The sequence below is a fragment of the Roseibium album genome, from assembly GCF_001404515.1.
Classification (GTDB): domain Bacteria; phylum Pseudomonadota; class Alphaproteobacteria; order Rhizobiales; family Stappiaceae; genus Roseibium; species Roseibium album.
Genome location: NZ_CXWE01000001.1, coordinates 500,049 through 524,086, shown reverse-complemented (window position 1 = coordinate 524,086; position 24,038 = coordinate 500,049). Strand labels below are relative to the sequence as shown.

The 24,038-nt window shown below is 56.0% G+C and carries 15 protein-coding genes; 5 read left to right on the top strand and 10 right to left on the bottom strand.

Going from position 1 to position 24,038, the window contains the following annotated elements:
• Positions 1–5 precede the first annotated feature (5 nt).
• Both LA5095_RS02375 and LA5095_RS02370 read right to left on the bottom strand, forming a co-directional pair.
• On the bottom strand, positions 6–1,169 hold the full coding sequence (locus LA5095_RS02375) for a two-component system sensor histidine kinase NtrB (protein WP_055111597.1): 1,164 nt from the start codon (positions 1,167–1,169) through the stop codon (positions 6–8).
• Between the two features lie 74 nt (positions 1,170–1,243).
• Positions 1,244–2,416, bottom strand: a complete 1,173-nt coding sequence (locus LA5095_RS02370) for a pyridoxal phosphate-dependent aminotransferase (protein WP_055111595.1) — start codon at positions 2,414–2,416, stop codon at positions 1,244–1,246.
• Positions 2,417–2,662: 246 nt separating this feature from the next.
• Between LA5095_RS02370 and LA5095_RS02365 the strand changes: the two genes are divergently transcribed.
• A complete protein-coding gene (locus LA5095_RS02365) occupies positions 2,663–6,184 on the top strand; it encodes a PAS domain-containing hybrid sensor histidine kinase/response regulator (protein WP_055111592.1) in 3,522 nt (1,173 codons plus the stop codon).
• Positions 6,185–6,188: 4 nt separating this feature from the next.
• Here LA5095_RS02365 and LA5095_RS02360 read toward each other — a convergent pair whose 3' ends face one another.
• On the bottom strand, positions 6,189–8,585 hold the full coding sequence (locus LA5095_RS02360) for a putative bifunctional diguanylate cyclase/phosphodiesterase (protein WP_208992523.1): 2,397 nt from the start codon (positions 8,583–8,585) through the stop codon (positions 6,189–6,191).
• A gap of 363 nt (positions 8,586–8,948) precedes the next feature.
• Positions 8,949–9,629, bottom strand: a complete 681-nt coding sequence (locus LA5095_RS02355) for a response regulator (RefSeq protein ID WP_055111587.1) — start codon at positions 9,627–9,629, stop codon at positions 8,949–8,951.
• A gap of 472 nt (positions 9,630–10,101) precedes the next feature.
• Here LA5095_RS02355 and LA5095_RS02350 point away from each other — a divergent pair, with 472 nt between their 5' ends.
• Positions 10,102–10,971: a thioesterase family protein gene (locus LA5095_RS02350; protein ID WP_055111585.1), complete on the top strand. Its 870-nt coding sequence runs from the start codon at positions 10,102–10,104 to the stop codon at positions 10,969–10,971.
• 246 nt (positions 10,972–11,217) lie between these two features.
• Here LA5095_RS02350 and LA5095_RS02345 read toward each other — a convergent pair whose 3' ends face one another.
• The 3 genes from LA5095_RS02345 to LA5095_RS02335 form a co-directional block, all read right to left on the bottom strand.
• The gene (locus tag LA5095_RS02345; RefSeq protein WP_055111582.1) at positions 11,218–11,754 is read right to left on the bottom strand and encodes a hypothetical protein; all 537 of its coding nucleotides are present in this window, start codon (positions 11,752–11,754) and stop codon (positions 11,218–11,220) included.
• A gap of 124 nt (positions 11,755–11,878) precedes the next feature.
• Positions 11,879–13,528, bottom strand: coding sequence for a cisplatin damage response ATP-dependent DNA ligase (locus LA5095_RS02340; protein ID WP_055111580.1), 1,650 nt, complete (start codon positions 13,526–13,528; stop codon positions 11,879–11,881).
• Between the two features lie 87 nt (positions 13,529–13,615).
• Positions 13,616–15,937, bottom strand: coding sequence for a methyl-accepting chemotaxis protein (locus LA5095_RS02335; protein ID WP_055111578.1), 2,322 nt, complete (start codon positions 15,935–15,937; stop codon positions 13,616–13,618).
• A 307-nt stretch (positions 15,938–16,244) separates the two neighbouring features.
• Here LA5095_RS02335 and LA5095_RS02330 point away from each other — a divergent pair, with 307 nt between their 5' ends.
• Positions 16,245–18,302 (top strand): DEAD/DEAH box helicase, encoded by a 2,058-nt coding sequence (locus LA5095_RS02330; RefSeq protein ID WP_055111576.1) that lies wholly within the window; start codon positions 16,245–16,247, stop codon positions 18,300–18,302.
• Positions 18,303–18,358: 56 nt separating this feature from the next.
• Here the strand turns inward: LA5095_RS02330 and LA5095_RS02325 are convergent, their stop codons facing one another.
• Positions 18,359–19,393: an MBL fold metallo-hydrolase gene (locus LA5095_RS02325; protein WP_055112657.1), complete on the bottom strand. Its 1,035-nt coding sequence runs from the start codon at positions 19,391–19,393 to the stop codon at positions 18,359–18,361.
• A 463-nt stretch (positions 19,394–19,856) separates the two neighbouring features.
• On the opposite strand from LA5095_RS02325, the gene LA5095_RS02320 reads away from it, so the two are divergent.
• On the top strand, positions 19,857–21,023 hold the full coding sequence (locus tag LA5095_RS02320) for a M24 family metallopeptidase (RefSeq protein ID WP_055111573.1): 1,167 nt from the start codon (positions 19,857–19,859) through the stop codon (positions 21,021–21,023).
• A gap of 24 nt (positions 21,024–21,047) precedes the next feature.
• Here the strand turns inward: LA5095_RS02320 and LA5095_RS02315 are convergent, their stop codons facing one another.
• On the bottom strand, positions 21,048–21,491 hold the full coding sequence (locus tag LA5095_RS02315) for a DUF6841 family protein (protein WP_082442735.1): 444 nt from the start codon (positions 21,489–21,491) through the stop codon (positions 21,048–21,050).
• A gap of 489 nt (positions 21,492–21,980) precedes the next feature.
• On the opposite strand from LA5095_RS02315, the gene LA5095_RS02310 reads away from it, so the two are divergent.
• Positions 21,981–22,790 (top strand): FkbM family methyltransferase, encoded by an 810-nt coding sequence (locus tag LA5095_RS02310; RefSeq protein WP_055111571.1) that lies wholly within the window; start codon positions 21,981–21,983, stop codon positions 22,788–22,790.
• 188 nt (positions 22,791–22,978) lie between these two features.
• Here LA5095_RS02310 and LA5095_RS02305 read toward each other — a convergent pair whose 3' ends face one another.
• Positions 22,979–24,001 carry a ligase-associated DNA damage response exonuclease gene (locus LA5095_RS02305; RefSeq protein WP_055112656.1) on the bottom strand — a complete coding sequence of 341 codons (1,023 nt, stop codon included), beginning with the start codon at positions 23,999–24,001 and terminating at the stop codon, positions 22,979–22,981.
• Positions 24,002–24,038: the final 37 nt, after the last annotated feature.

The following is a 24,038-nucleotide window of genomic DNA, read 5'->3' as shown; positions in this document are numbered from 1 at the left end:
GAAAGCTAAAGCTTTTCATCCAATGATTCCTCTCTTGGATGAACCGGCAACGTCAACAAAAATGATGCGCCACAGCCGTCCGGCGTGGATTCAAGTTTCAAATCGCCACCGTGATTCTGGGCAATTGATCGCGAGATCGCCAATCCCAGTCCAACACCCTTGTGCTTTGCACCGGTGAAAGCGCGAAACAGTCCATCAATGAGTTCGGCAGGGACACCAGGTCCGTTGTCCTTTACCCTGAACTCAAGGGACTCTGCGTTCATGATCACCGACAAGCTGACTTTCTTGTCTGGCTGGTCAATAACCGCTTCGCGGGCGTTTCGCAAAAGGTTGATCAGGATCTGTCTTATCTGTACCGGATCTGCCTGCAGGGGCGGTAGGTCGGGTTCGATCGTGGCCGAAAGAAATGTCTGCTTTTCACCACTACCGAGTTGAGCCATTTCCAGACAGGATCTTACCAGTTCGGCAACATCGACCGTCTGTCTTTCGGGAGCCTTCTTTTCGACCAGCTGCCGCATCCGCTGGATGATTTCACCGGCACGTTCCGCCTCTCGGACTGCCTTTTCGATTACAGACAGCACAAGCGGATCAATCGAAGCGTCCGACTTCGCTTTCCGCGATACGGACTGAAGGTACAAAAGGACAGCGGTCAACGGCTGATTCAGCTCATGCGCGATTGCTGCGCCCATCTCGTCGAGTGCGCTGAGCCGTGTCATGTGCAACAATTGGGCCTGCGTCTTGGCCAGCCGATCCTCGATCTGCTTGCGGGATCTAAGATCTCTCAGGATACCGATGAACTGGCGCCCATAGGACGATTCGGCCTCGCCGACGGACAACTCGATCGGAAAAACCGTTCCGTCCTTGTGCTGTGCCTGCACCTCACGGCCGATACCGATGATTTTCTTCTCCCCGGTATCAATGTAATTTTGAACGTAGTGATCATGCGCCTGCGCGTATTCCCGAGGCATGATCTTGTTGACGTTCCGTCCAAGCAGATCTGCTGCCTCGTATCCGAACAATCGCTCACAAGCTTTGTTGTAGGCCAGCACCAGACCGCGATCATTGATAACGATGATACCGTCGACAGCGGTATCGAACACACTCGCAAGCCGCGCCTCTGAAACAGCGGCCGTTTCGGCATTGCGATCAATTACACTGTCGTCTGCCATCCCGGCACCCAAATGGAAATCACGTCCATTCAAGGTTTAAGGGGTTTCACGTAGACCAGCAACCCAACATATGTCTAAATCTCTGGAAGCCAAGCGTTAATTCGCCGTACCGCCTCGGCCAGCTGATCCTGCCCGCGGGCGTAGCAAAGACGAACAAAGTTCTCACCTCCCGGACCAAACGCAGAACCGGGTGCCAGACCGACACCGGTCTCCCGCACAAGATCAAGCGCAAATCGGCGCGTGTCGGTAACGCCATCAATGGAAAAGAACAGATAAAACGCGCCGTCAGGCGGTTTTGCGCCAATGCGACCGGTCTCCTGAAGTCCTTCGAAAACGGCGTTCCTTCCAAGGCGCGCACGTTCTATTTGTGATGCGAGGAAGTCTTCTCCCTCCGTCAACGCCGCAACGGCTCCCCATTGCATGAAAGCGGGAACACCGGAGGTAGAGTACTGGATCAGGTTTTCGACAACCTGACCGATTATCGGCGGTGCGGAGATCCAGCCGACACGCCAACCTGTCATTGCCCAGTTCTTGGAAAACGAATTCACAAAAATGATCTGATCGTCTTCATCCGCGATATCGTAAAACGACGGTGACCGAGGTTGCTCCCCATAAAAATACTGGGCGTAGATCTCGTCAGCTATGATCCAGAGGCCATTTTTGCGGGCAATTTCCAGAAATGCGCGCAACAGGTCTTCCGATGCAGTCCATCCGGTCGGATTGCTCGGAGAATTCAAAAAGAGTGCGGCGGTGTGAGGTGTGATCGCAGCCTCGATTTCCTCCATGTGCAAGCTCCACCCGCCGTTTGCCTCGCGGAGCGGTACCGGTACCGGTCTGGCTCCATGTATTTCCACTGCAGCAGAAATATTCGGCCATGACGGAGACGGAACAATCACTTCCCTGCCGGGGTCCACGACAGCCTGCACGGCAAGCTGGATCGCCTGCATGCCGGATCCGGTGACGAAGAACCTTTCAGCAGAAAACACCCTGCCATACAGGTCCTGATGATAAGCCGCCAACGCTTCGCGCAGCTGGGGAATGCCGCGCTGGTAGGTATAAAAGGTTTCCCCCCGGTCGAGTGAAGCCTTCACCGCCCGGTTGATGAAATCCGGCGTCGGCAGATCCCCCTCACCTGCCCAGAGAGGTATCAGAGCTTCGTGATGCCAGCCCGCATTGAACACTTCGACAATGCCGCTTTCTGCCGTATTGCGTGCACCTGCACTCAATCGCTCGATCAGGTTGGACAACTCACATTTCCTCGCATGCTTTCCCCGCGCACCTTAGCTCGTTTGAAACCAATTGTTTCATGAAACGATGTGAACAGGACTTCACCAACATTGATCAGTTACCCCTTGGCAAACCGGTCGATATTCTGTTTTGCGCTCATTGTTCGCAAGACGAATGGACAGAATGGTTTCGCTGTGCTCCGATCTGGATAAGGCGGCGAAACAAATTGCTGCAGGAACCGGGTCGGGAGGACAGTAAACAGCGCAATGTTGCACGGATGGATCGTGATATTGACCGCAACGGCCTATATCCTGCTGCTGTTTGCCATTGCCAGCTATGGCGACCGGATGACGCGCCGCAAATCATCACGCGCCGGTGGACGTCCATTCATCTACGCACTTTCCTTATCCGTCTATTGCACGTCCTGGACATTCTTCGGCTCGGTTGGAAACGCCAGCAGGAGTGGTGCGGAATTTCTGACAATCTATATCGGCCCCCTGCTTGTATTCGCACTTGGTTATCCGCTGCTGCGGCGGATCGTCCAGATCTCGAAGACGGAGAGCATCACGTCGATTGCCGATTTCATCGGCGCGCGATACGGCAAAAGCCAATCCGTGGCGGCACTCGCAACACTGATCGCCGTGATTGGCGTAATCCCCTATATCGCGCTGCAGCTGAAAGCCGTTTCCCTGTCGGTCACGACCATGGTGGGGCCGCTGATTTCGCCCGGCGACATCTTTACCCCTGTCTTCGACGACGTGACGCTGCTTATCGCACTGGGCATGGCCATCTTCAGCTGGGCTTTCGGAACTCGTCACATCGATGCGACGGAACACCAGGAAGGCCTCATGCTGGCAATCGCAACTGAAGCGATCGTCAAGTTGTTTGCCTTTCTGGCCGTTGGCGTATGGGTCACTTATTGGCTGTTCGACGGCCCGTTCGACCTGGTCCGGGCCATTACGGAAGCTCCGGAGGTGGCAGAGGTATTCGAACAGCCGATCAACGTGAGCAACTGGCTGATCCTGTCAATTCTGTCCGGATTCGCGGTTCTGATGTTGCCGCGTCAGTTTCATGTCACCGTCACGGAAAACAACTCCGATGCCGAACTTCGGCGGGCAACCTGGCTGTTCCCTGTCTATCTGGTTCTGATCAATCTCTTCGTGATCCCGATTGCCGCTGCCGGAATGCTGCGCTTCGGCCAGGATATCAATCCCGATACTTTCGTTCTTGCCCTGCCGATTGATGCCGGCCAGAACTGGCTGGCACTGTTTGTCTTCATCGGCGGATTGTCCGCCGCAACTGCAATGGTCATCGTCGCCACGGTAGCGCTGGCAATCATGATTTCCAATGACATTGTTGTTCCGCTCCTTCTTCGCCGCCACAGTGAGGACGAGCTGGTCAATACCAGTGGACGGGACATGAGCCGGCAGTTGCTCACGATCCGCCGCCTGGCGATTTTTGCGATCCTTCTTCTGGCCTATGCCTATTACCGGGCTGCCGGTGACACCGCGGCGCTGGTATCGATCGGCCTGCTGTCCTTTGCCGCGATTGCGCAATTCGCGCCTGCCTTTATCGGGGCCCTTGTCTGGCGCAGGGCAACCTCTCTGGGGGCGCTGGCAGGACTGAGCGGCGGGTTCGTGCTTTGGGTCTACACTCTTCTTTTGCCGACTTTCGCTCAATCCGGGCTGATTTCGGCCGGTTTTCTGGAAACAGGTCCGTTCGGCGTGGGCGTTTTGAACCCGCAATCGCTCTTTGGAATCGAGGCCGATCCCTTTATTCATGGGACGCTCTGGAGCCTTTGTATCAATATCCTGCTTTTCATCGGCGTCTCCTTTATCAGAAAACCGCTGCCGGCCGAAACGCTGCAGGCAAATGTATTTGTGCCCGCAGAATTCACCCCGTCGCCGAGCCTTCGATACTGGCGAACCTCCGTGACAGCAGGCGACCTGCAATCGACTGTCGCCCGCTATCTTGGCGAGGAACGCACGGAACGTTCGTTTCATCGGTTCGCGACCGAAAGAGGTATCCCGCTCGACCCCAATACCCTGGCCGATGCCAATCTGCTGAGGTTTTCCGAGCAACTCCTGGCAAGCGCCATCGGCGCTGCATCTTCACGTCTGGTTCTGACGCTGATGCTCAAACGCCACGATCCGTCGACCAAGGGAGCAGTAAAACTTCTCGACGACGCATCCGTTGCCATCCAGTACAACCGCGATCTTCTGCAAACAGCGCTCAATCAGGTTCGACAAGGCATCGGTGTTTTCGACCGGGATTTGCGACTGATCTGCTGGAATCGCCAGTTCAGGGACCTTCTTGGACTGCCTGCGGAATATGGTCAGGTCGGCACCACTCTCGACGCGATTTTGCGCGTGAACGCAGAACGCGGCGAACACGGCCCGGGGCCAGTCGAAGCGATTGTCGCCGACCGGATCGAAAAGCTGGTGCTCGTCCAGGAAACCTTCCAGGAGCGTCTGGAATCCAGTGACACTGTGTTTGAAGTTCGGATCAGCCCCATGCCGGACGGAGGAATCGTCACCACCTATACCGACATCACGGAACGGGTCATGGCAGAAGATGCACTTGCGCGCGCCAACGAAACGCTCGAGCGGCGCGTCAGGGAAAGAACCGAGGAACTCACGCACGTCAACGAACGCCTCGTCGAAGCCACACGCGCCGCAGAAGAAGCCAATATCGGCAAGACCAGATTTCTGGCTGCTGCCGGCCATGACATTTTGCAGCCCCTTAACGCTGCAAGACTTTACTCGTCCGTCCTGGTCGACAAACTCAAGGAAGGTGACGACGGCGATCTCGTGCGCAACGTGGAAGCGGCACTGGAATCGGTTGAGGACATCATAGGCGCCGTGCTCGACATTTCCCGGCTCGACACTGGTGCCTTGAAACCGGAGCCGACCGTATTCCGGCTGGATGAAATCTTGCGTGGTCTTGCGCTTGATTTTCAACCCGTCGCGCAGGAAAAGGGTCTCGAACTGAGGATCGTGCCGACGTCAATTTCCATTCGAACCGATCGTCGGCTGTTACGCCGCCTGCTGCAAAATCTGGTTTCCAATGCGTTGAAATACACTCAGGAAGGCCGGGTTCTGGTCGGCTGCAGGCGTCGTGGCAACCGTGTGCTTGTCGAGATCCACGACACCGGAATGGGAATCCCGAAAAGCAAGCAGAAGGCCATTTTTCAAGAGTTTCACAGGCTTGATGATGGCATGCGTGTTGCCAAGGGCCTTGGACTTGGCCTGTCGATCGTGGAACGGATCAGTCATGTTCTGAACCATCCTGTCGACCTTCGCTCGGACGCCGACAAGGGATCCTGTTTCTCCGTTGAGTTACCGCGTTCAGCGGCAGTTCCCGATATCGAACCCGCCAAACAAGCCCCTGCTGCAATCGGCAATCTGGACGGCCTTTGCGTCGTGGCAATTGACAACGAACCGGACATCTTGAGCGGGATGCACCATCTCTTGTCGAGCTGGAACTGTACAGTCGTCACCGCTGCAAATGAGCATGAAGCCGCTGCGCTCCTGAACAAGGCAGGCCTGACGCCTGACGTCATCCTGGCCGACTACCATCTGGATGAGGGCACAGGCATTGAGGCAATCGTCAAACTCAGGTGGAAATTCGGAAACAGCATTCCGGCAATCCTGATTACCGCAGACCGGAGCAGACCCGTGCGGTCAGAAGCCGGAGACAAGGATATCTCCTTCTTCAACAAGCCGGTCAAGCCTGCCGCGTTGCGCGCGCAGCTTGCCCGATGCCAGGCTGGTCAAGCGGCAGAGTAAATCTTCACGATGCGGAGGATTTTTTTCCCGGCACCTGTTGAGGCTCCAGGGAGTTTTGTGGTGCGGTACTGGGGCTACGGTCTTCCCAGTCTTCAGAACTGACTTGCGTTATCTTCATCGGATTTGCATGTGGTTTGCCGAAGTAATAGCCCTGCAGCGTGTCACACCCCAGGGTGCGCAAGGCTTCCACCTGGAACTGGCGCTCAACACCTTCCGCAGTCACCTCAAGGCCGAGGTTGTGCGCAAGAGCGATCACAGCAGAAATAATGGCCAAACCATCGCTGCGTTCTCCGATCTCGTCCACAAAAGACTTGTCGATCTTGATCTTGTCGAACTTGTATTGCCGCAGGTAGGACAGCGACGAATAGCCGGTACCGAAATCATCCAGCGAGATCTTGATACCGAGATCGCGAAGTTTTTCCAGTTTGTCCGGCGCTGATCCGAAGTCCCGCAGAAAAACCGATTCTGTGATCTCAAGAACAAGACGCTCGGGTGGAAATCCGGTCTCATCAAGAACGGACGTGATATGCCCCACAAGGTTGGGGTCCATGAACTGCACCGGTGACAGGTTCACCGCGACGCTCTCCAGTTCGGGGCATTGCGCCGCCGCCGCACATGCCTTTCGCAGAACCCAGTTTCCGAGCGGCAGGATAAGACCGGCGTGTTCGGCAATGGGTATGAAAGTATTCGGCGTAACTTCACCGCGCGTTGGATGGAACCAGCGGACCAAGACCTCGCTTGAGACCACTTTTCCGGAACGGGAATCAACAATCGGCTGGAATTCGACACTGAGCCTGCCGTATTCGAAGGCTTCACGCAGATCCGCTTCCAGTTCCCGGCGTTCGCGAACTTCGCGCTCCATGTCACTTTCAAAAGCAAGTGCCCGGCCACGGCCACTTTCCTTGGCCTTGTAGAGGGCGATGTCGGCCTTTCGCATCAGATCGTCGACCGTGTCCCCTTTGTCGCGCAGCCGCGTGAAGCCGACCGTTGAACCGATCGCGAAGTCTCGCCGTCCAATCCTGAAGGGTTTTCGCGTCACACTGACAAGCTCTTCGGCAAAAGCACTCGCCGCCTGGTCGCTGACGAAGCGGCCAAGTGCAGCGAATTCGTCTCCCCCGAAACGGGCCAACGCGGTCCTGCCCTCGCTGATGGCCGTAAACCTGTCGGCAACCTGCCGCAAAAGCTCATCGCCGGCCGGGTGTCCGCTCGTATCGTTGACAACCTTGAAATTGTCCAGGTCGATGAGAAACAGCGTCAGCGTGTTCTGGCCGGTCCGGGCTTGTTCCTCCAGCATGCTCTCAGCCTGCTTCAGGAACCAGCTGCGGTTCCCGATACCGGTCAGTGAATCATGGTCTGCCAGATGAGATGCAAGCGCATTGGCGCGTCGAGGTTCCGTGATATCGGAGGCCACCCCCCGGTATCCAGCGAATGAGCCGTGATCGTCATAGATTGGTCTTGCGGCAAGGGACCACCAGCGTTCTTCACCATTGACCGTCAGACCGATGATCATCTCGCGGAAAGATTTTTGCAGGCCAATGGCTTCCTCGAGTTTGGCGACCGCATCCCGCGCTTCGTCCTCATCGAGAGAGTAGGCCAGATCAACCATGCGCATGGCATGGAGTTCCGATCTGCTTCGACCGCTCGCATGCAGAAACCGGTCTGAGACATTCCGGAAATTTCCGGCACTGTTGGCTTCCCAGATCCAGTCGCTCGATGTTTCCTCAAACTCATTCAGCAGCAGTGCAATCAGCTCGCTGTGCTTTTCGAGCTCCGCCTCTGCGAGAAAATGAGACGCAAACAACCATCCCGCCGCCGTCGTGCTGCCGATCACCACGAAAGCGTAGCTGGTTAGCAAAAACAGGAGCGGCCACATCATCACGCCCTGATCGATGACAAGCGCGACAACGGTTGCCACATAGAGGATTGCGACCCACCTGAAGGCGGCCTGGGGTACCGTGGCAAGTGCAAACCCTCCGCCACAAATCATCCCGGTGGTGATGCAGGACGCAATCCAGATACCGTTCAAATTTCCACTTGCAAAGGCGACGATGGGCACGACGGCCCAAAGCGCACTCAATACGGTGGCGTGGCGCAAGGCTGCTGAAAGGGCTCGTCGGGATGCCAGTTCCACCGGCGAACGTTTCGCGAGAAACCACTTTATCGCGGTGAGCGCCATAAGGCTCAACACCGCAATCACCCAACCCAAAACATAAGGAAGCGGCAGGACCAGCGCCAGGACAGGAGTGACGACCACCACGTTGACGATGTTGGCAAGAATAGTGAGCGGCGTCAGGCGGGCGATACTCGCGATCTGCGCCGCCCGCACCTTGCAGGCCAGGTACTGATCGACGACAGGATGACCGAATGCAAGAAGGAGAGCCCTCGACGGACTGGAATCCATTTGCCCATCCGTCTTCGACGCTGCAAATCTAATGCGCGTCCCGGGTGACACTAGCGCCATCAATATCGTCTGGAGGATCAATTTCCAATTGGCGCCGGGCCGCATCTCGTCTCCGCATCCACTACTCGCCGCTGTGGGCGTCACAGTTCAATGGGGGGAACGTAAGTGCAATCCCTGAAATTCCGGTAAAAGGCTTGGTCGGAATTACGGAAATTTCTGAAACATTTAAAGAATTTAGAGCTAATGCCCGTTTAGGTTAACAGACTGCTTCCGAGGTCCAGTTGGCACATAAACAACGCACAGACCGCTTTCGTTGCGGCCTGTATAGGATGATTTGCCGACACCCGTGCTGGAAGGATGTTGCTACGCCCCGGCAGCTTCCTGCGTCTCCCCGCCGAGCTGCCATTGCCCGGCCTCAATCTTGGAGGCGGCGATGACGGCTTGAGTTCGGCTTTCCACACCAAGCTTTTGCAGAATGGCAGAGACATGAGCCTTGACCGTAGCCTCGGACACCGACAGCTCATACGCGATCTGCTTGTTCAGCAGGCCTTCGGACAACATCATCAGAACGCGAACCTGTTGCGGTGTCAGCGTGGACAAGCGTTGAACCAGATCATCACTGCCATCGTCAGCCTTCAGATCGACATCGGGTGGTGTCCACATGTTGCCGGACATGACCTCAGAAATCGCCTGACGGATGACTTCGATGCCGTGTGATTTGGGTATGAAACCAGAAGCTCCGAATTCAATTGCCCTCCGGATTGCCTGCGGCTCTTCATTCGCGGAAACAACAACCACCGGAACGCCGGCATATTGCGCACGCAAATACATCAGGCCGGAAAAGCCCCGCATTCCAGGCATCGTCAGATCGAGAAGGATGAGATCGGCATCGCCGTCCTTTTCAAGGCGCGACGTTACATCTTCAAGCGCCCCTGCTTCCTCTATGGACGCATCAGGATACTGCGTTTCGAGCGTTTGCCGCAGAGCTCCACGAAACAGAGGATGATCATCTGCGATGATAAAACGATATGAGGTCGACGACACGTTGTTTTTCCTCCCTCAACGGTCACTTTTCCGCCTTACCAGCCTTTTTTTCGCCGAGCGCTCCGCTGCAAGCGTGCGCTTCAAGGCGACTCTATCGGCTTTTTGTTCCGTAATGCGGCTTGTTTGAAGTATGTTTGCATCATGGGTTGCGCGCAAGTCAAACAATGCTTTTGGTGAATGTATGCACTTTTTCATCCGCGCCTCTACGGCAAGGCGATAGATTTTCGCCGGCACGCAATTCTTCCCTTTTAATATAAAACCTAGATTAACTTCATATCGGAACGTGCAACTACGGGTTTAATGTTAAGTTTCCGCAGTAGCATTTCACCTATTGAGAATATTTCGCGATCAATCCAAACTATTTTTTCCACAGTCTACATTTCTTATTGATAAAATCTCAAAAGAGAGCAACAAATGAACTTGTACCAATTCGCAAAAACCTAATAAATCACTAAGCGCACGAAGTTATAGAATGACCATTCAAGCTACTCTTTACTCATTTGTGAATCGCTGGGAATGCGATGAAAATGATCACCTAAACGTTCAGTTCTATTTTAACCGATTTGAAGAAGCCGACCGCCAGTTCCGTTTGATGTGCGGGTTGAGTGAAACAATCGTCGGTGCAAGGCGTGTGAGACACGTCCGCTACCACCGGGAACTACGCACAGGCGATCTGATAACTGTACACTCCAGCGTTGCCTTCGACGGTCCGCACATGTTGACCGTTGTGCATGAAATGCGTGACGGAACCACAGGCACCCTGGCGGCAACCGCTCTCGACGGATATGAACCAAGCCCGAATTCCGCCAAATCGCTGCGTCAGCGTTTCAAGGAATTCCAGACCCCCATGATTTCCGAAGCAGCGCCGCGAGGAATCCCGTCCGGCCCGGCGGGACTACGCACCTCGTTGCCAGGACTGTTGTCTCACGGCGCGGAAATCTGCTTCAGGGGAACGGTGCTGCCGCGCAACATCGGGCCGGATGGAAAGGCAGATGACCAGTTTGCCCTCTCCTGCTTTACCGATGGCGTCGCGCATGTCTGGCAGCGCACACCGATGGATCATGCATATCTAAACCAAAACGGATATGGCCGGGTCGCCGCAGAGATGAAGCTGACCTGGTCGACACCGGTTAAATCCGGAGACACAGTGGTCGTCGCAACAGGATTTACCAGCGTCAACGCCAACACTTTCTCGATGCGGCATCATTTGTTTGAAAGCCGTACGACCAGACTGGTTGCGACCCTGGACGTTGTCGCCCTGACAATGGATCTTTCGACGCGCAAGGCCGTTGCCTTGCCGGAAGAGGCTCACAGCAGCATTTCAAAGATGCTAATCGACTGACTCAAACGGTTTAGCAGTTAAGACCGGGCGCAAGGCAATCCAAAACTTGCCTGCGCTTCTCAACCCGAAATTCGCTCGTGAGCACCCAGGCGGCTTGTTGGGCTTCAATTCAATTTGCGACAGAATACAGGGGCAAGTGCGAGACCCCTCATCGTACAGGCTCGTGAATGCTTTACGGTGGGTGCTATTGATCACTGGTCTCCCGGACACCGTGTTCGAAGAAGACACCCAGTTGAGGCACCACGTCTAGTTCCCGTCGTTGTCAAAGTCTTTCTGCAAGTCGCGCACCATGCCGAAAAATCGCCGCATGGCACTTTCAGTAAAGGTCAGAACCCGTTCCAGCTCCTCATCCTCCTCGATCCATCTGGATGTCTGGTCTCCTTCATCTGTCTTCGGACCCTGCCGTTTCAGAGTCGAACCAGGTGCTTGCGGCGCGGGAGATCCGGCCTGATCTTCCAGTTGCTCAAGACGGGCTGACAGGCGGTCAACTTCCGCTGCCAGCTCATTGATTTCCGCAAGATAGGCTTCTTCCGCCAATGGCACCGGGTTGCATCTCCAGGAGCTGTTCTGTTTCCGGCAAATCGAAACAGTGCCAGTTTGCCGGTCGACCCTCAGGATGTCTCCGTCGGCTTCAACAAGAGAGAACCGCTCGGGCTGTCCCTCGGTCACGGCCTGGGAATCCTTGCCTGCCATTCCTGACTGGGCTTGCGCAGGTACCGCCAGGACCAAGACAGCCGCTACCGCGCCAAGGAGGTAAAGGAACGTAATCTTGCGCATCGTCATCGTGGGTCTCCGGGTTTTGCTCAACAGCAGACCTGTCGCTGTACTCTCATAGCGGTGATGGGTGACACAAATCCATGGCCAAAGCGCGGCTTGCGGAAACTTTCCGCCTCATCCCTGTCAATGCTCAACTGTCCGGCAACAACGCTTCCAACGCTTCCAACCGGTCGGCTTCCGCCGGCGGCTTGTCCCATCGCAACCTGGATATTCTTGGAAACCGCATGGCAACGCCGGACTTGTGCCGGGTCGAACGGTTCAGTCCTTCGAAGGCCACTTCCAGAACAAGACCTTGATCCTTGCCGTGTTCGACTTCCCGCACAGGGCCGAAACGGTTGATTGTGTTGTTGCGGACAAATCGGTCAATTTCACGAAGTTCTTCATCGGTGAAGCCAAAATAGGCTTTGCCGACCGGCACCAATTCCTCGCCGGCATCTCCGCGCCGCCAGACGCCAAATGTGTAGTCCGAGTAAAAGGAAGACCGTTTTCCGTGTCCCCGCTGAGCATACATGAGCACGGTGTCGACCAGAAACGGTTCGCGTTTCCATTTGAACCAGGGTCCTTTCGGCCGGCCACTGACATATGAAGAGGCCCATTGCTTGAGCATCAGTCCCTCGACAGCTTCGGCGTCGTCGGACCGGAGAAGTTTGTGCGGGTCGGCGCGTGCGGCGGCTATTTCATCCCACCCGTTCACTTCAACCATCGGCGACAGCTCGATGCGCGGATCTGAAACTGTACCAATGAATACCTCCAACCTCTTGCGCCGCTCAACAAACGGCCTGTCGCGCAGATCCTCGTCACCTATCTGGAGCAGATCATATGCCCGGATCGCTGCCGGATGGTCCCGGATCAGTTTCGGTCCTGCTGTCTTGCGATTCAGACGTTTTTGAAGGTCGGAAAAGGGTTTTACCTTGCCATCATGAACAATCAGAAGCTCACCATCTATGCAGGCATTGAAATCCAGCAACTCGACAATATCGGGAAACGCCCTGGAAATATCCTCGCCCGTGCGGCTGTAAAGGCGGCGAACCGTTTCACCGCTTGAAGTCTCCCCTGCCGCTGCCTGCACCCGGATGCCGTCCCATTTCCATTCAACTGCGTAGTCCGCAGCCACCAGTATGCCGGTATCCCGGGCTTCATCCAGCGGGTGCGCCAGCATGACCGGCCGGAACGGTGCCGGATCCTGATTGTCAGGTCTTGTGCCTTTTCCCTCTGCCCAGGCAAACAGAGTTTCATAGGGCGGTTTCAATCCATGCCAGACTTCTTCAATCTGAGACACATCCAGACAGCCGAGCTTTGCAACCGATGTCTTGGCAAGCCTTGAGGAGACACCGACACGCAGGCCGCCGGTCACGAGTTTCAACAACGCCCACCTGCCTGTCTCGTCCAGCCGGTCAAGCCATGCCGTCAACAATCGGGGAACGTCTGTTTTTCCGGCAGTCTCCAATTCAGTAACGACCTGCGTCAGCGTCAATTCGCCGTTGGTCACATCAGGACGGTTCCTTCCGGCCTCGGGCCACATCAGCGCTATTGTCTCGGAAAGATCCCCGACAAAATCATAAGATAGCGCAAACAGCTGCGGATCTGTTCGTTCACTGATCAGGGATCGAAGAAGCGCAGGTTTTGCGTTTTTGAACGAAAGTCCCCCAGTCAGTGCGGCAAGGGCGTAGCCACGATCCGGATTGGCCGTTTCCTGAAAGTAACGCACCAGCAACGCCTCCTTCGCAAGGCGCCGGGGTTCGAGGGAAAGTCGGTCCAGAAGCTGGGAGAAAGCCTGCATGAACAGAGAAAAGCCGGGAAAGCCTTGCGATGCAAGTCTTTCCCGGCCTTGTGCGAACTAGCTCAATTGCGTGGAGGGGGTTGCAATTCAAGCCGCCGCATACAGGTGGTCTTCAGCCGCATTGATTTTCAGTCCGGCAATACCATCCTTCACCCACCTGACTTCCATGGGGTGCCTGTCACCGGACGCGTCCTCATAGGTAATGCGCATTCCAACGTCGGCACCTTCAAAGCTGGTGACTGCAACACCACCTTCGGAACTGTTCACCAGGCTGGTCGTAATCTCGCGCCCGTCTTGAGTAGTCAATGTTACCGTCTGACCCGTCTCCAGTGTGCGCGAGGCCCGGCGGCGTTCCTCAACATCCTGGGCCATTTCAACAAGGAACCCTTCGATGCCCTTTGCCATCTGATCGGCAACGTCCTTGACCTCGCCGGAGATACGATCGACGATTTGAGCTTCACCCGCAGTTGTCTGAACGGCCTGATCGACGCTTTCGGCGCTGTTGACGGCATTGCTCGTCTCGCTCGCGGCCATGGTGATGCTTTGCGAGATCTCCTGCGTCGCAACGCTTTGCTCACCGACCGCGGTTGTGATCGCACTGGTCACTTCACTGATCATCTCAATGGAACCGGAAATCTTCCGAATGGAACCGACGGCTTCATCGGTCAGTCCCTGCACGGAGGAAATCTGACTTGAGATTTCCTCCGTTGCCTTGGCGGTTTGCGTGGAAAGCTCCTTGACCTCCGCCGCGACCACCGCGAACCCCTTGCCGGCCTCACCGGCTCTTGCGGCCTCTATGGTCGCATTCAGCGCCAGGAGATTGGTCTGTTCGGCAATTGCCCGGATCATCTCCACGACGGTTCCTATTTTTTCCACCGCTTCCGCTAGGCTTGAAACACTCTGATCAGTTCGTTGCGCCACACCCGTCGCGTCGCTGATGACAGTGTTGGCACGATCGGCCTGGCTCATGATTTCCTGGATCGCGGCGGACATCTCTTCGGCTGCGGCTGCGACTGTCTGAACGTTGTTTGATGACGAGGCGGATGCATCGCGGGCTTGTGTTGCAGCTCCAGATGCTTCTTGCGAGATCGACCGGACACGCGCAGCAATCTCGGTCATGGTGCCTGTCTTTTCGTGAACTTCGCCTGTAACGCTGTTCATCAGATCCTTGAACTTGTTGATCAATTCCTCAACGTGATTCTGGCGCATGCGCTCGCGATCACGTTCCTTGGCAGCTTCGGTCTCCAGTTTCTGACGCACCCTCGCGTTCTCCTGAAAAACACCACCGGCACGCGCGAGATCCCCAATGACGTCGCTACGCTCGCCGTAGGGCATCTTGAACTCGATATCACCATTGGAAATGCGCACGAGGTTGGCAGTCAGGTTTGCCAGGACACCGTTGACGCCGCGGAGCTGCCAGACACATATTGCAAGGGTCAGAAGGATAACAGCAAGCGTTTCGGCAATTACGTAATTCAGGTGGGAAATCGCGGCAGCAGCAAGCTCCTGTGCTCTTAGTTCTCCGGCCTTGAGCATCCCCAGCGATGTCTCTCGGATCAGGTTCAGGCGTTCGGTCGCCTTACCGAACCAGACGGATCCCTCGATCCCCTGACCGTCCTGCGTCTGCGGCAAATTGCGCAGAACACTGCGCCACTCCGCGATCTGATTGACAGCCGGCCCCACCACGATCTGGTTGTAGGATGCGAGCTCTTCCGGCGTCGCAACACTCTTGAAGTTCTCCAGAAACGTGGTTTCAACCGACAAGCGATCAAAATAGGCAAGAAACCGATCAACTGGTATTTCTTCGTTCTTCTCGATGATCGTGAAGAGCTGAGCACCAAGCGCACGTTCCAGCCCACCTGCCTCGATCGCTTCGGTGAGCAGCAGGAATGGTGTCATCTGTTCGGCGTATTCGGGATCCGCACTCGCATGCTGGGCTTCCTGAATAATCAGGATCAGGTCGCGAATCTTACCTGAATAAAATTCCAGGTTTTGCTTGCCGTTCAGGATCCGGCCATCGATTCCGGAGCGGTGCCCTGCGATGGTGTCCAACCCGCTTGCAGTGGCGCGGACTTCTTCAACAAGCTTGGGATTGCCGACATTGAAATCAACAACCGTCTTTCGCAGGTCGTCAAGCGCCTTGTCGGTTGCGCCGCGTTGCCTGTCCAGGAGGGCCCTGGGCTCATCGGAGTAGCCTGATGCAAGAAGAACGGCAGTCCTGCCCCGCTCCTTCTGCAATTCATGCAGCACGGCCTCGGATTTTTCGGCCATCAGCGCCGTCGGATAGATATCGGCGGCAACCCGGCTTTCCGTGTAGGCCTCGTTGAGCGCGATAAATGTCGCAACACCGTAGGCCAATAGCGGCACAATCGCCAGCAGGGCGATCTGCATGCGAATCGATTTCAGCATCGGACACTCCCATCGCTTCAACTGACCGGATTTAGCATGGTTGCAGGTTAATAAATTCACTCTACCTGAGGGTGAAAATACAATCTTTTATGTCTAATGTTAAAAATTACAACTAAATTCATACCAATCACATTTGCAACCATCGTTACTACTTTCACTTGTGCCTAATATTGAGTCATGTGGTCGCTGTGGACGACAGCCGCTTTTGCATATATAAGCCGCGCAAATCCTCGCCCGACGAAGTCCGGGCGGATCCGGTAGACTGCTGATTGGCATGCAGATGATCCGGAGCAGTTGAAAGATCTCTATGACCGAATTGAATTCACTCGCCCCGGCCCTGTCGGCCGCGTTGGCGAAGCGGGGCTATGAAAGCCTGACGCCTGTCCAGGAAAGCGTTCTGAGCGACGCACCAGCAGAAGCGGACCTTCTCGTGTCCGCCCAGACCGGTTCCGGAAAAACGGTTGCCTTCGGCCTTGCTCTCGCCCCGACCCTCCTTCGCGACAATGAACACCTTGGAAAAGCCGGTGCTCCGATTGCCCTTGCGATTGCCCCGACCCGTGAGCTTGCGCTGCAGGTCAAGGAAGAACTGACCTGGCTTTATGAAGAAGCCAGGGCCGTCACCGCGTCCTGCGTCGGCGGGATGGATCCGCGCACCGAGCGGCGGCAACTGGATCGCGGCGTGCACATCGTCGTCGGAACACCTGGCCGCTTGCGTGACCATATCGAGCGCGGCGCGCTTGACCTGTCTGAATTGCGCGCGGTCGTACTCGATGAAGCCGATGAAATGCTCGACATGGGTTTCCGCGAGGATCTTGAGTTTATTCTCGACGCGGCTCCTCAGGAGCGCCGAACGCTGATGTTTTCGGCGACCGTTCCCAAGCCGATTGCGGAGCTTGCGAAGAGGTTTCAGAAGGACGCGGTTCGTCTCTCGACTATCAACGCGCGGGAGCAGCACGGCGACATCCATTATGTCGCTCATCCTGTTGCGCCGAATGAACGAGAGAACGCAATCATCAACGTCCTGCGAATGCATGAGGCTGAAAAGGCGATTGTCTTCTGTTCTACACGCGAAGCCGTCAGCCGTCTGACGTCGCGACTCGCCAACCGCGGCTTTTCGATTGTTTCTCTTTCCGGCGAGCTCAGCCAGGAACAGCGTTCCAGTGCATTGGCCGCCATGAAAGACGGCCGCGCGCGCGTCTGCGTTGCCACCGATGTTGCCGCACGCGGGATTGACCTGCCAAATCTGGATCTGGTTGTCCACGCGGATCTTCCAACCGGGAAAGCTGGACTGCTCCATCGGTCCGGGCGTACCGGCCGCGCAGGACGAAAGGGAACCTGTGTTCTCATGGTGCCGTTCCCAAGACGGCGCCAGGCTGAACGCGTACTTCAATTTGCGGGGATCAAGGCAACCTGGACCGGTGCGCCCACGGCCGAAGCCATCCGCGCAAACGACAAGGAACGGCTTCTTGCCGACCCTGCGCTGTCAGTGGAACTCGAAGACGAGGACCGTGCACTGGCGATGGAACTCCTCGCACTGCACAGCGCGGAACAACTGGCAGCTGCGTTCGTCAAGCTGAGACAGTCTCGCATGCCCGCGCCGGAAGAGATTGCGGAGATCGATGAATCTTCGCTCAGGGGACGGGACGCCGGATCACGTGGTGGCCGAACCGCGGAAATTACCGGAAAGTTCGAGGACGGCATCTGGTTTTCCCTGTCGCTCGGTCACAGGCAACGGGCAGAGCCACGCTGGATCCTGCCGATGATCTGCCGCGCGGGCCATGTCACCAAGAAAGAAGTCGGTGCGATCAAGATCTTCCAGAACGAGCTGTATTTCGAAATCGCAGGCAGTCACGGCAAGCGCTTTTCCGATGTTATCAAGCGTGAGGGTTCAGGCGAGGAAAACGTCACGATCACGCTTCTGGACGCTCGGGGCGGCAAGATCCCCGCACCACCCAAGGACGACGGGTTCCGGCGCGACCGCGGCGGTCCGCCCAAACGCCGCCCGCGCAAGGCGGATGCACCAGACTACGAGACACTCGGACCGGAAGACAGCCTCAAATCCGGCAAACCGAAACGTGGCCCGAAGCGCGATTTCGATGCGCCACGCGGCAAGAAACGGCGCCGCGACGATGATGCCGCTCCCAATCATCCCGCTTATGAGCCGCTTGACATGAAGGCGCTTTCAAAGGACCAGGATAGCGGCGACAGCAAACCGCACCGGAAGGGCGCCAAGGAAGGCGACGCCGATGCGCGGCGCAAGCCGAAACCACGGATAGCGGCCAAAACGTCCGCTGCCAAAAAGAAGGCCCCGAAAAAGAACAAGCCTTCCCGTGCAGAGCGGAAGGCGTCAAAGGCGCAGAAATAACAAACAGACCGGTTGCCAAGGCAATCGGTCTTTTTTTCGGACGCGAAGACCAGGCGTTAGTCGACCGCCTCGATCTCGCCACCTGCGGCTTTCCAGGCGCGAAATCCTCCAGGCAGATGCGCAAGTCCCTTCAGATCGTATTCATTGGCTATTTCAACAGCAAGCGTCGAACGTTCACCAACGGCGCAATAGATCAAAAGGTCCGCGTTCCTGTTGAGGCTGCGAAGTGTGCCGGCATCCGAACAGTGGGAAGCAAACCGTCCATAGGGCAAATGAATTGATCCCGGGATTGCGCCATCACGTCTGCGCTCGCTCTCCTCACGGATATCGACGAGCTGCATCTGTACATTCGGCCAGTCCGCAAGCAACGCGTCCACTTCAACGGAGGGCACGCGGTGTTGAGCTTCCATTCGCAGTCCGAGCTTCAAATTCTCGGGAACCGCGACGTCCATCATCTTCGGATTGGGAAGATTCAGGTTGTTCATGATCTCGGCGTATTCTTCCGCCGAGGAAACATTGAGGCGAGGATTGTACGCCTTCTCTTCCGCAATGGTGCTGACGGTGTCACCCTTGTAGTCGTGCCCGGGGTAGACAAATGTCTGTTCCGGCAACTTGAGCAAGCGTTCAAACAAGGAGTGGTACTGATCGTACGGGTCGCCGTTCTGGAAATCGGTGCGGCCAGTGCCCCTGATCAGGAGAGTGTCACCGGTAAAGACGCGGTCGTCCATCAGGAAACTGTAGCTCTCGCTCGTGTGGCCGGGTGTGTGAAGCGCTCTAAGCGTCAACCCTTCAATGGTCAGTTTCTCGTTGTCACCGACCCGCATGGAAACGACTTCCGTCGGCGACTGTTCACCCATGACGGTCACGCAACGCGTAGCGTCCCTGAGTTTTCCCATGGCGCTGACATGATCGGCGTGAATATGCGTGTCGATCACCTTGACGAGTTTCAGATCGAGTTCTTCAAGAAGTTTCAGATAACGGCCGGTCTGTTCAAGGACCGGATCAATCAGGAGCGCCTCACCGCCACTTCTGCTCGCCATCAGATAGGTGTATGTGCATGAGGTCTTGTCGAACAATTGCCTGAAAATCACAGGGTAACCTCCACTGGTTTTCACTTTCCGGATCTTGTGGCCGGATATACAGGTCGCCGAAACTGTTGCTGCCAATTAGACAAATTGATTTTCAAAAGGCCAATCAAAAAGCATTCACAATACGGCTTTCCCGTCATTGACGCATCATTTTGCCGTTTTGGAAAGACCTGTGCCCTACATCGATCCACGTCGCGCGATTGAACCGAAGCCGATTGCCGGTTCGATGTGCCGAAAGCCGTATTCCGCGCACGCTCACGCAAAACAGGACCCTTTGCGACTGGCAGCGGAACGCGAGCATGCCGCCTCTGCCTTGCGCTCGCGGCGACCACACATCGGCTTGCAATAGCGTTCAAGGTTTCTATTCTCGTTCGGAAAATGGATCGAAGCAGCCAAATCCGACTGAGTTCGAAGTCGTTCATCCTGCCTCCGTCTGCGCCTCAAGAACACTACGGGACGCCCGGCCTTGGAAATTGAACGCGATCGTCTGATCAGAGAAACCCACAAGCGTCTTGTTTCGGTCATGACCGAACGTGCTGTTCCCGCAGTGCTGACGGCCAACCCGATCAATATTCTCTACGCGACCGGTGCTCGGAACATGACTGTGTTCAGCCTCATGGGCCCATTCCGGTTTGCCCTCATATTGGCATCGGGAAAAGTCGTTCTTTGGGAATTCGCAGGCTGCGAACATCTGCAAACGGGCAATCCGGTTGCAACAGACATCCGTGCGGCTCCGGGGATCTCCGCCATTTCCGGTGCCGGATACCGCTCCGAGATCACCCGTTTGGTTCGCGACGTCAGATCCGCATTGGGTGTGGAAACCCGGCTTGCGATAGAAGGTTTCGATCTACCGGTCATTGATGCGTTGCGCGAGGACGGGCTTGAACTGGAAGATGCGACCGATGTTTTTTCGACTGCGCGTCTCATCAAGCAGCCTTTGGAAATTTCAGTCATGCGCGAGGCCGTCAGCCGCGTGGAGGCTGCTGCACGCTCCCTTGAAGCGGCTATCAGGCCCGATGCCAGTGAAGTTGAAGTGTGGTCCGAATTTCACCGCCACCTGATTGCGACAGAAGGCGAATACGTCTCGACCCGGCTATTTCAATCCGGCAGCAGAACGTTCCCTTACTTTCAGGAGGCAGGCCCGCGGCGTATGCAATCCGGGGATCTGGTGTGTTTTGATACCGATGCCCTGGGCTATCTGCACTATGCCGTGGACTTTTCGCGAACGTTCCTGTGTGGTGACCGTGCGGCCAGCCCGAGACAAAAGGATCTCTACAGGCTCGCCCATGACCAGTTGCACCACAATGCGATGCTCCTCGGACCCGGTGTCTCCTACGAAGAATTTGCGCGTGCTGCCTGGCCTATTCCGGCCGAGTATCGCGGCCATGGGTATTATTGTCTCGGTCACGGCCTCGGACTATGTGGCGAATTCCCCTATGTGCCGCATTATTTTGATGGCGTTCCTTATGTATTCGAAGGTTGTTTCGAGCCTGGCATGGTGATCTGCATTGAAAGCTATATCGGCGCGGAAGCGGAAAGCGAAGGTGTCAAACTGGAGGACCAGTACCTGATCACCGAGACGGGGGCCGAGCGGATGACCACTTACCCATTTTGCGAGGCTCTGCTTGCCTGAGACTATGGCCCTATACAGCGGCGATCATTCATTGATGATACAGGTGATCACCCAGTCAGGCCCCTGCTGGATCAGTTGATAGTGGCACGTGAACTCAAACACGGCTTCACCATCAGCACTTTCCTGCGACCAGTCGAGCGTCACGAGAGCAGCCGATCCGCTGACGTGGCTCGATACGACCTGAAATTCCGAGTGCGCGATCCCTTCCTTCTCGAGCGCTTTCAGAAGGGCTTCGATGTTCTCGATCAGTTCGTCGTCATTTGCAAAAACATGGCCCTTCTCGTGCTGCCAGATAATCACCGGCAGGGCAAAGCAATCGCAGATACGTTCAATATCGTAGTCGTCGAAGCCGGCCTGGTAGTCGTCGAAAAGCTGCGCAATCGCCTCTTCGGCATCGCCGTTCGCGCTCGTCCCCGATCCGTTCGCCTGGCCGTTTCCGGCCTTCTCAAATCCACCATTGTCCGTCATGACCGCCTCCCCAGAGGATGGGCACAAGCACACAGGTAGTCTTACGCCCCTGAACCTGTGTGTTGCCCGCATCCTCACCATCGTCATAGCCTATCATATTGAGTGCTTGAGCGTTTCGTCCATTCAATTCGCGCCGGAGCAAACGCGCGTCCCCAGTGTCGTTCGTCACAAAGATCTACCCTGAGCCCATTTCGTGAATCGCCTGGTCACTGGATAACCGAGACCACGACCTTCGCGCCGGCAAAAGCGGTTGAGAAAGCTGGCAGCAGCGAGGGCACTAGCCAAAACCGCGTTCTGAGTGTAGGGCAACAGAAGTAAATCTGGTTCAACGGACAATCGAATGCCGGTTGCCGAGCGCAAGGCTTCACGATGGTGTTCAAAGAAGACAAAATGCCATCGTGGCCAACCTGTTTGGTTGCACTGCAACTTTTTTGAAGCAACCCGGGCTTCGACGGCAAAGATCGACAGCATTCAATCAAGGAAGAAAAAATGGGATTGCGCAAAAGCATTTCGAAATTTCTATACGAAGACAAGCGCCCGCGATCCAGAGTCAGCGAACCAGATGACCTTGTTGAATTCATCAAGATGCTTAGACCAAAACCTACTTCACATGAACTTGTAAGAATAGGAGAAGAAGGCGATGGCGGTTATCTGGTTCCAGATGACTTCCAGGGCATAGGTTTTTGCTTTTCACCCGGTGTCTCGGTAAAGGCGAGTTTTGAAGAGGAACTGGCGTCCAGGTATTCGATAAAATCGTTTCTGGCGGATGCCAGTGTCGAGAACCCGCCGGTGCTCAACGAGTTCTTTTCGTTTGAGAAGAAGTCTCTGGGAAGTCGGGACGAAGGAGATTTCATCCGGCTGGAAAGTTGGCTGAATTCGAAGGAAGAGCAAATTTCCGGTCAGGATCTTTTGCTGCAAATGGACATAGAAGGCTTTGAGTACGACGTCCTCATTGATACGTCCATCGAGACCCTGAAACGCTTCAGGATCATGGTTATCGAATTTCATACGTTGCAGATGCTCTTTGAGAGTTACACCCTGCGGCTAATGAAAGCTCTGATGGAAAAGATCACCCGCGAATTCGTTGTCGTTCACATTCATCCCAACAACTGCAAGGGTTTGGTGGAACGGAACGGAATTCACGTTCCAAAGGTCTTTGAAGTTACATTCCTGCGCAAGGACCGGGTAGATGCTTCGAACCCGACAAGAGAACTCGTGTTTCCGCATCCTCTCGATGAAAAAAACATCCCAGAAAATCCAGACGTAGTTTTGCCGGACATCTGGTGGAAAGAGGATTAGTCAAACCTCTCTAGAAACAGCGCGTGACAAAAAGCGCCGGGTGCGGAAACTGACGCTATCCCGCGTTATGCCACTCCGCCGATAATGAGAACATGAGACGGTCGCGAGGCCGGCAGGATCGATGCCGAGGTTCATCCGCTCGGTCATGACCATCGAGCCAACTGCGCGGAGCAGGCGTTGCGCGACCTTCACGATTCTGTGGCATGCACATCGTCGGTATCCTCGCCATCGTCATAGCCGATCATATTGAGAGGCCGGGCCTTTCGTCCGTTCAACTCGCACCAGTGCACGAGAGCTTCCTCGGCGCCGTGCGTGACCCAGATCTGCTCTGCCCCTGTTTGCAGAATCGTTCGGCAAAGGTCATCCCAATCGGCGTGATCAGATATGATGAGCGGCAATTCTGCTCCACGTTGACGCGCCCTGGCACGTACTCGCATCCATCCGGATGCCATCGCGGCGACAGGATCGCCAAATCGCCGCGCCCAGCGATCACTCAACTGCCCCGGCGGGCAGATTATGATCTCTCCCTGAAGCTCCTTGCCGCGTTTTCCAACCGGTTCAAGCAGACCCAGATCTATCCCCTGTGCCTGGTAGTAGTCCGTCAGCCTTTCCAGAGCGCCATGGAGGTAAATCGCCTTGCCATAACCGGCGGCCCTGATCTCCGCGATTACGCGCTGCGCCTTCCCCAGAGCATAGGCGCCAACCAGATGAGTCTGCTCGGGAAAAAGATCGAGCGAGGACAGCAGTTTCGCAATCTCGAGTCGTGCTGGCGGATGGCGGAAAACGGGTAACCCGAAGGTCGCCTCCGTCACGAACGTATCGCAAGGAACCGGTTCGAATGGAGCGCAGGTCGGATCGCTCTGGCGCTTGTAGTCGCCGGAGATAACGACCCTCTGTACGCCAGTCTGCAACAGGACCTGCGCCGACCCCAGCACATGGCCCGCGGGATGGAGCGAAACGTCGACGTCTCCGACCCGGAGGGTCTCGCCGAAGTCGACAGCCTGGGCTGTGCCGCAGAAATTCTCACCGTAGCGGATCGCCATGATATCGAGTGTCTGCCGCGTCGCCAGAACAGCTCCATGGCCCGCCCTCGCGTGATCCGCGTGACCGTGGGTGACGACGGCTCTTTCGACCGGCCGGACGGGGTCGATGTGAGCTCGCGCTGCAGGAGAATAAAGACCTTCGGGGGTGATTGTCAGTGGATCGGACATCAGGAGATTTAATTCCTGATCAGGTGCGACATTCAAG

Coding starts and splice junctions, on each gene's coding strand:
- LA5095_RS02375 (WP_055111597.1), bottom strand. CDS start 1,169: ATGGCAGACGACAGTGTAATTGATCGCAATGCCGAAACGGCCGCTGTT.
- LA5095_RS02365 (WP_055111592.1), top strand. CDS start 2,663: ATGTTGCACGGATGGATCGTGATATTGACCGCAACGGCCTATATCCTG.
- LA5095_RS02360 (WP_208992523.1), bottom strand. CDS start 8,585: ATGGATTCCAGTCCGTCGAGGGCTCTCCTTCTTGCATTCGGTCATCCT.
- LA5095_RS02350 (WP_055111585.1), top strand. CDS start 10,102: ATGACCATTCAAGCTACTCTTTACTCATTTGTGAATCGCTGGGAATGC.
- LA5095_RS02345 (WP_055111582.1), bottom strand. CDS start 11,754: ATGACGATGCGCAAGATTACGTTCCTTTACCTCCTTGGCGCGGTAGCG.
- LA5095_RS02340 (WP_055111580.1), bottom strand. CDS start 13,528: ATGCAGGCTTTCTCCCAGCTTCTGGACCGACTTTCCCTCGAACCCCGG.
- LA5095_RS02335 (WP_055111578.1), bottom strand. CDS start 15,937: ATGCTGAAATCGATTCGCATGCAGATCGCCCTGCTGGCGATTGTGCCG.
- LA5095_RS02330 (WP_055111576.1), top strand. CDS start 16,245: ATGACCGAATTGAATTCACTCGCCCCGGCCCTGTCGGCCGCGTTGGCG.
- LA5095_RS02315 (WP_082442735.1), bottom strand. CDS start 21,491: ATGACGGACAATGGTGGATTTGAGAAGGCCGGAAACGGCCAGGCGAAC.
- LA5095_RS02310 (WP_055111571.1), top strand. CDS start 21,981: ATGGGATTGCGCAAAAGCATTTCGAAATTTCTATACGAAGACAAGCGC.
- LA5095_RS02305 (WP_055112656.1), bottom strand. CDS start 24,001: ATGTCCGATCCACTGACAATCACCCCCGAAGGTCTTTATTCTCCTGCA.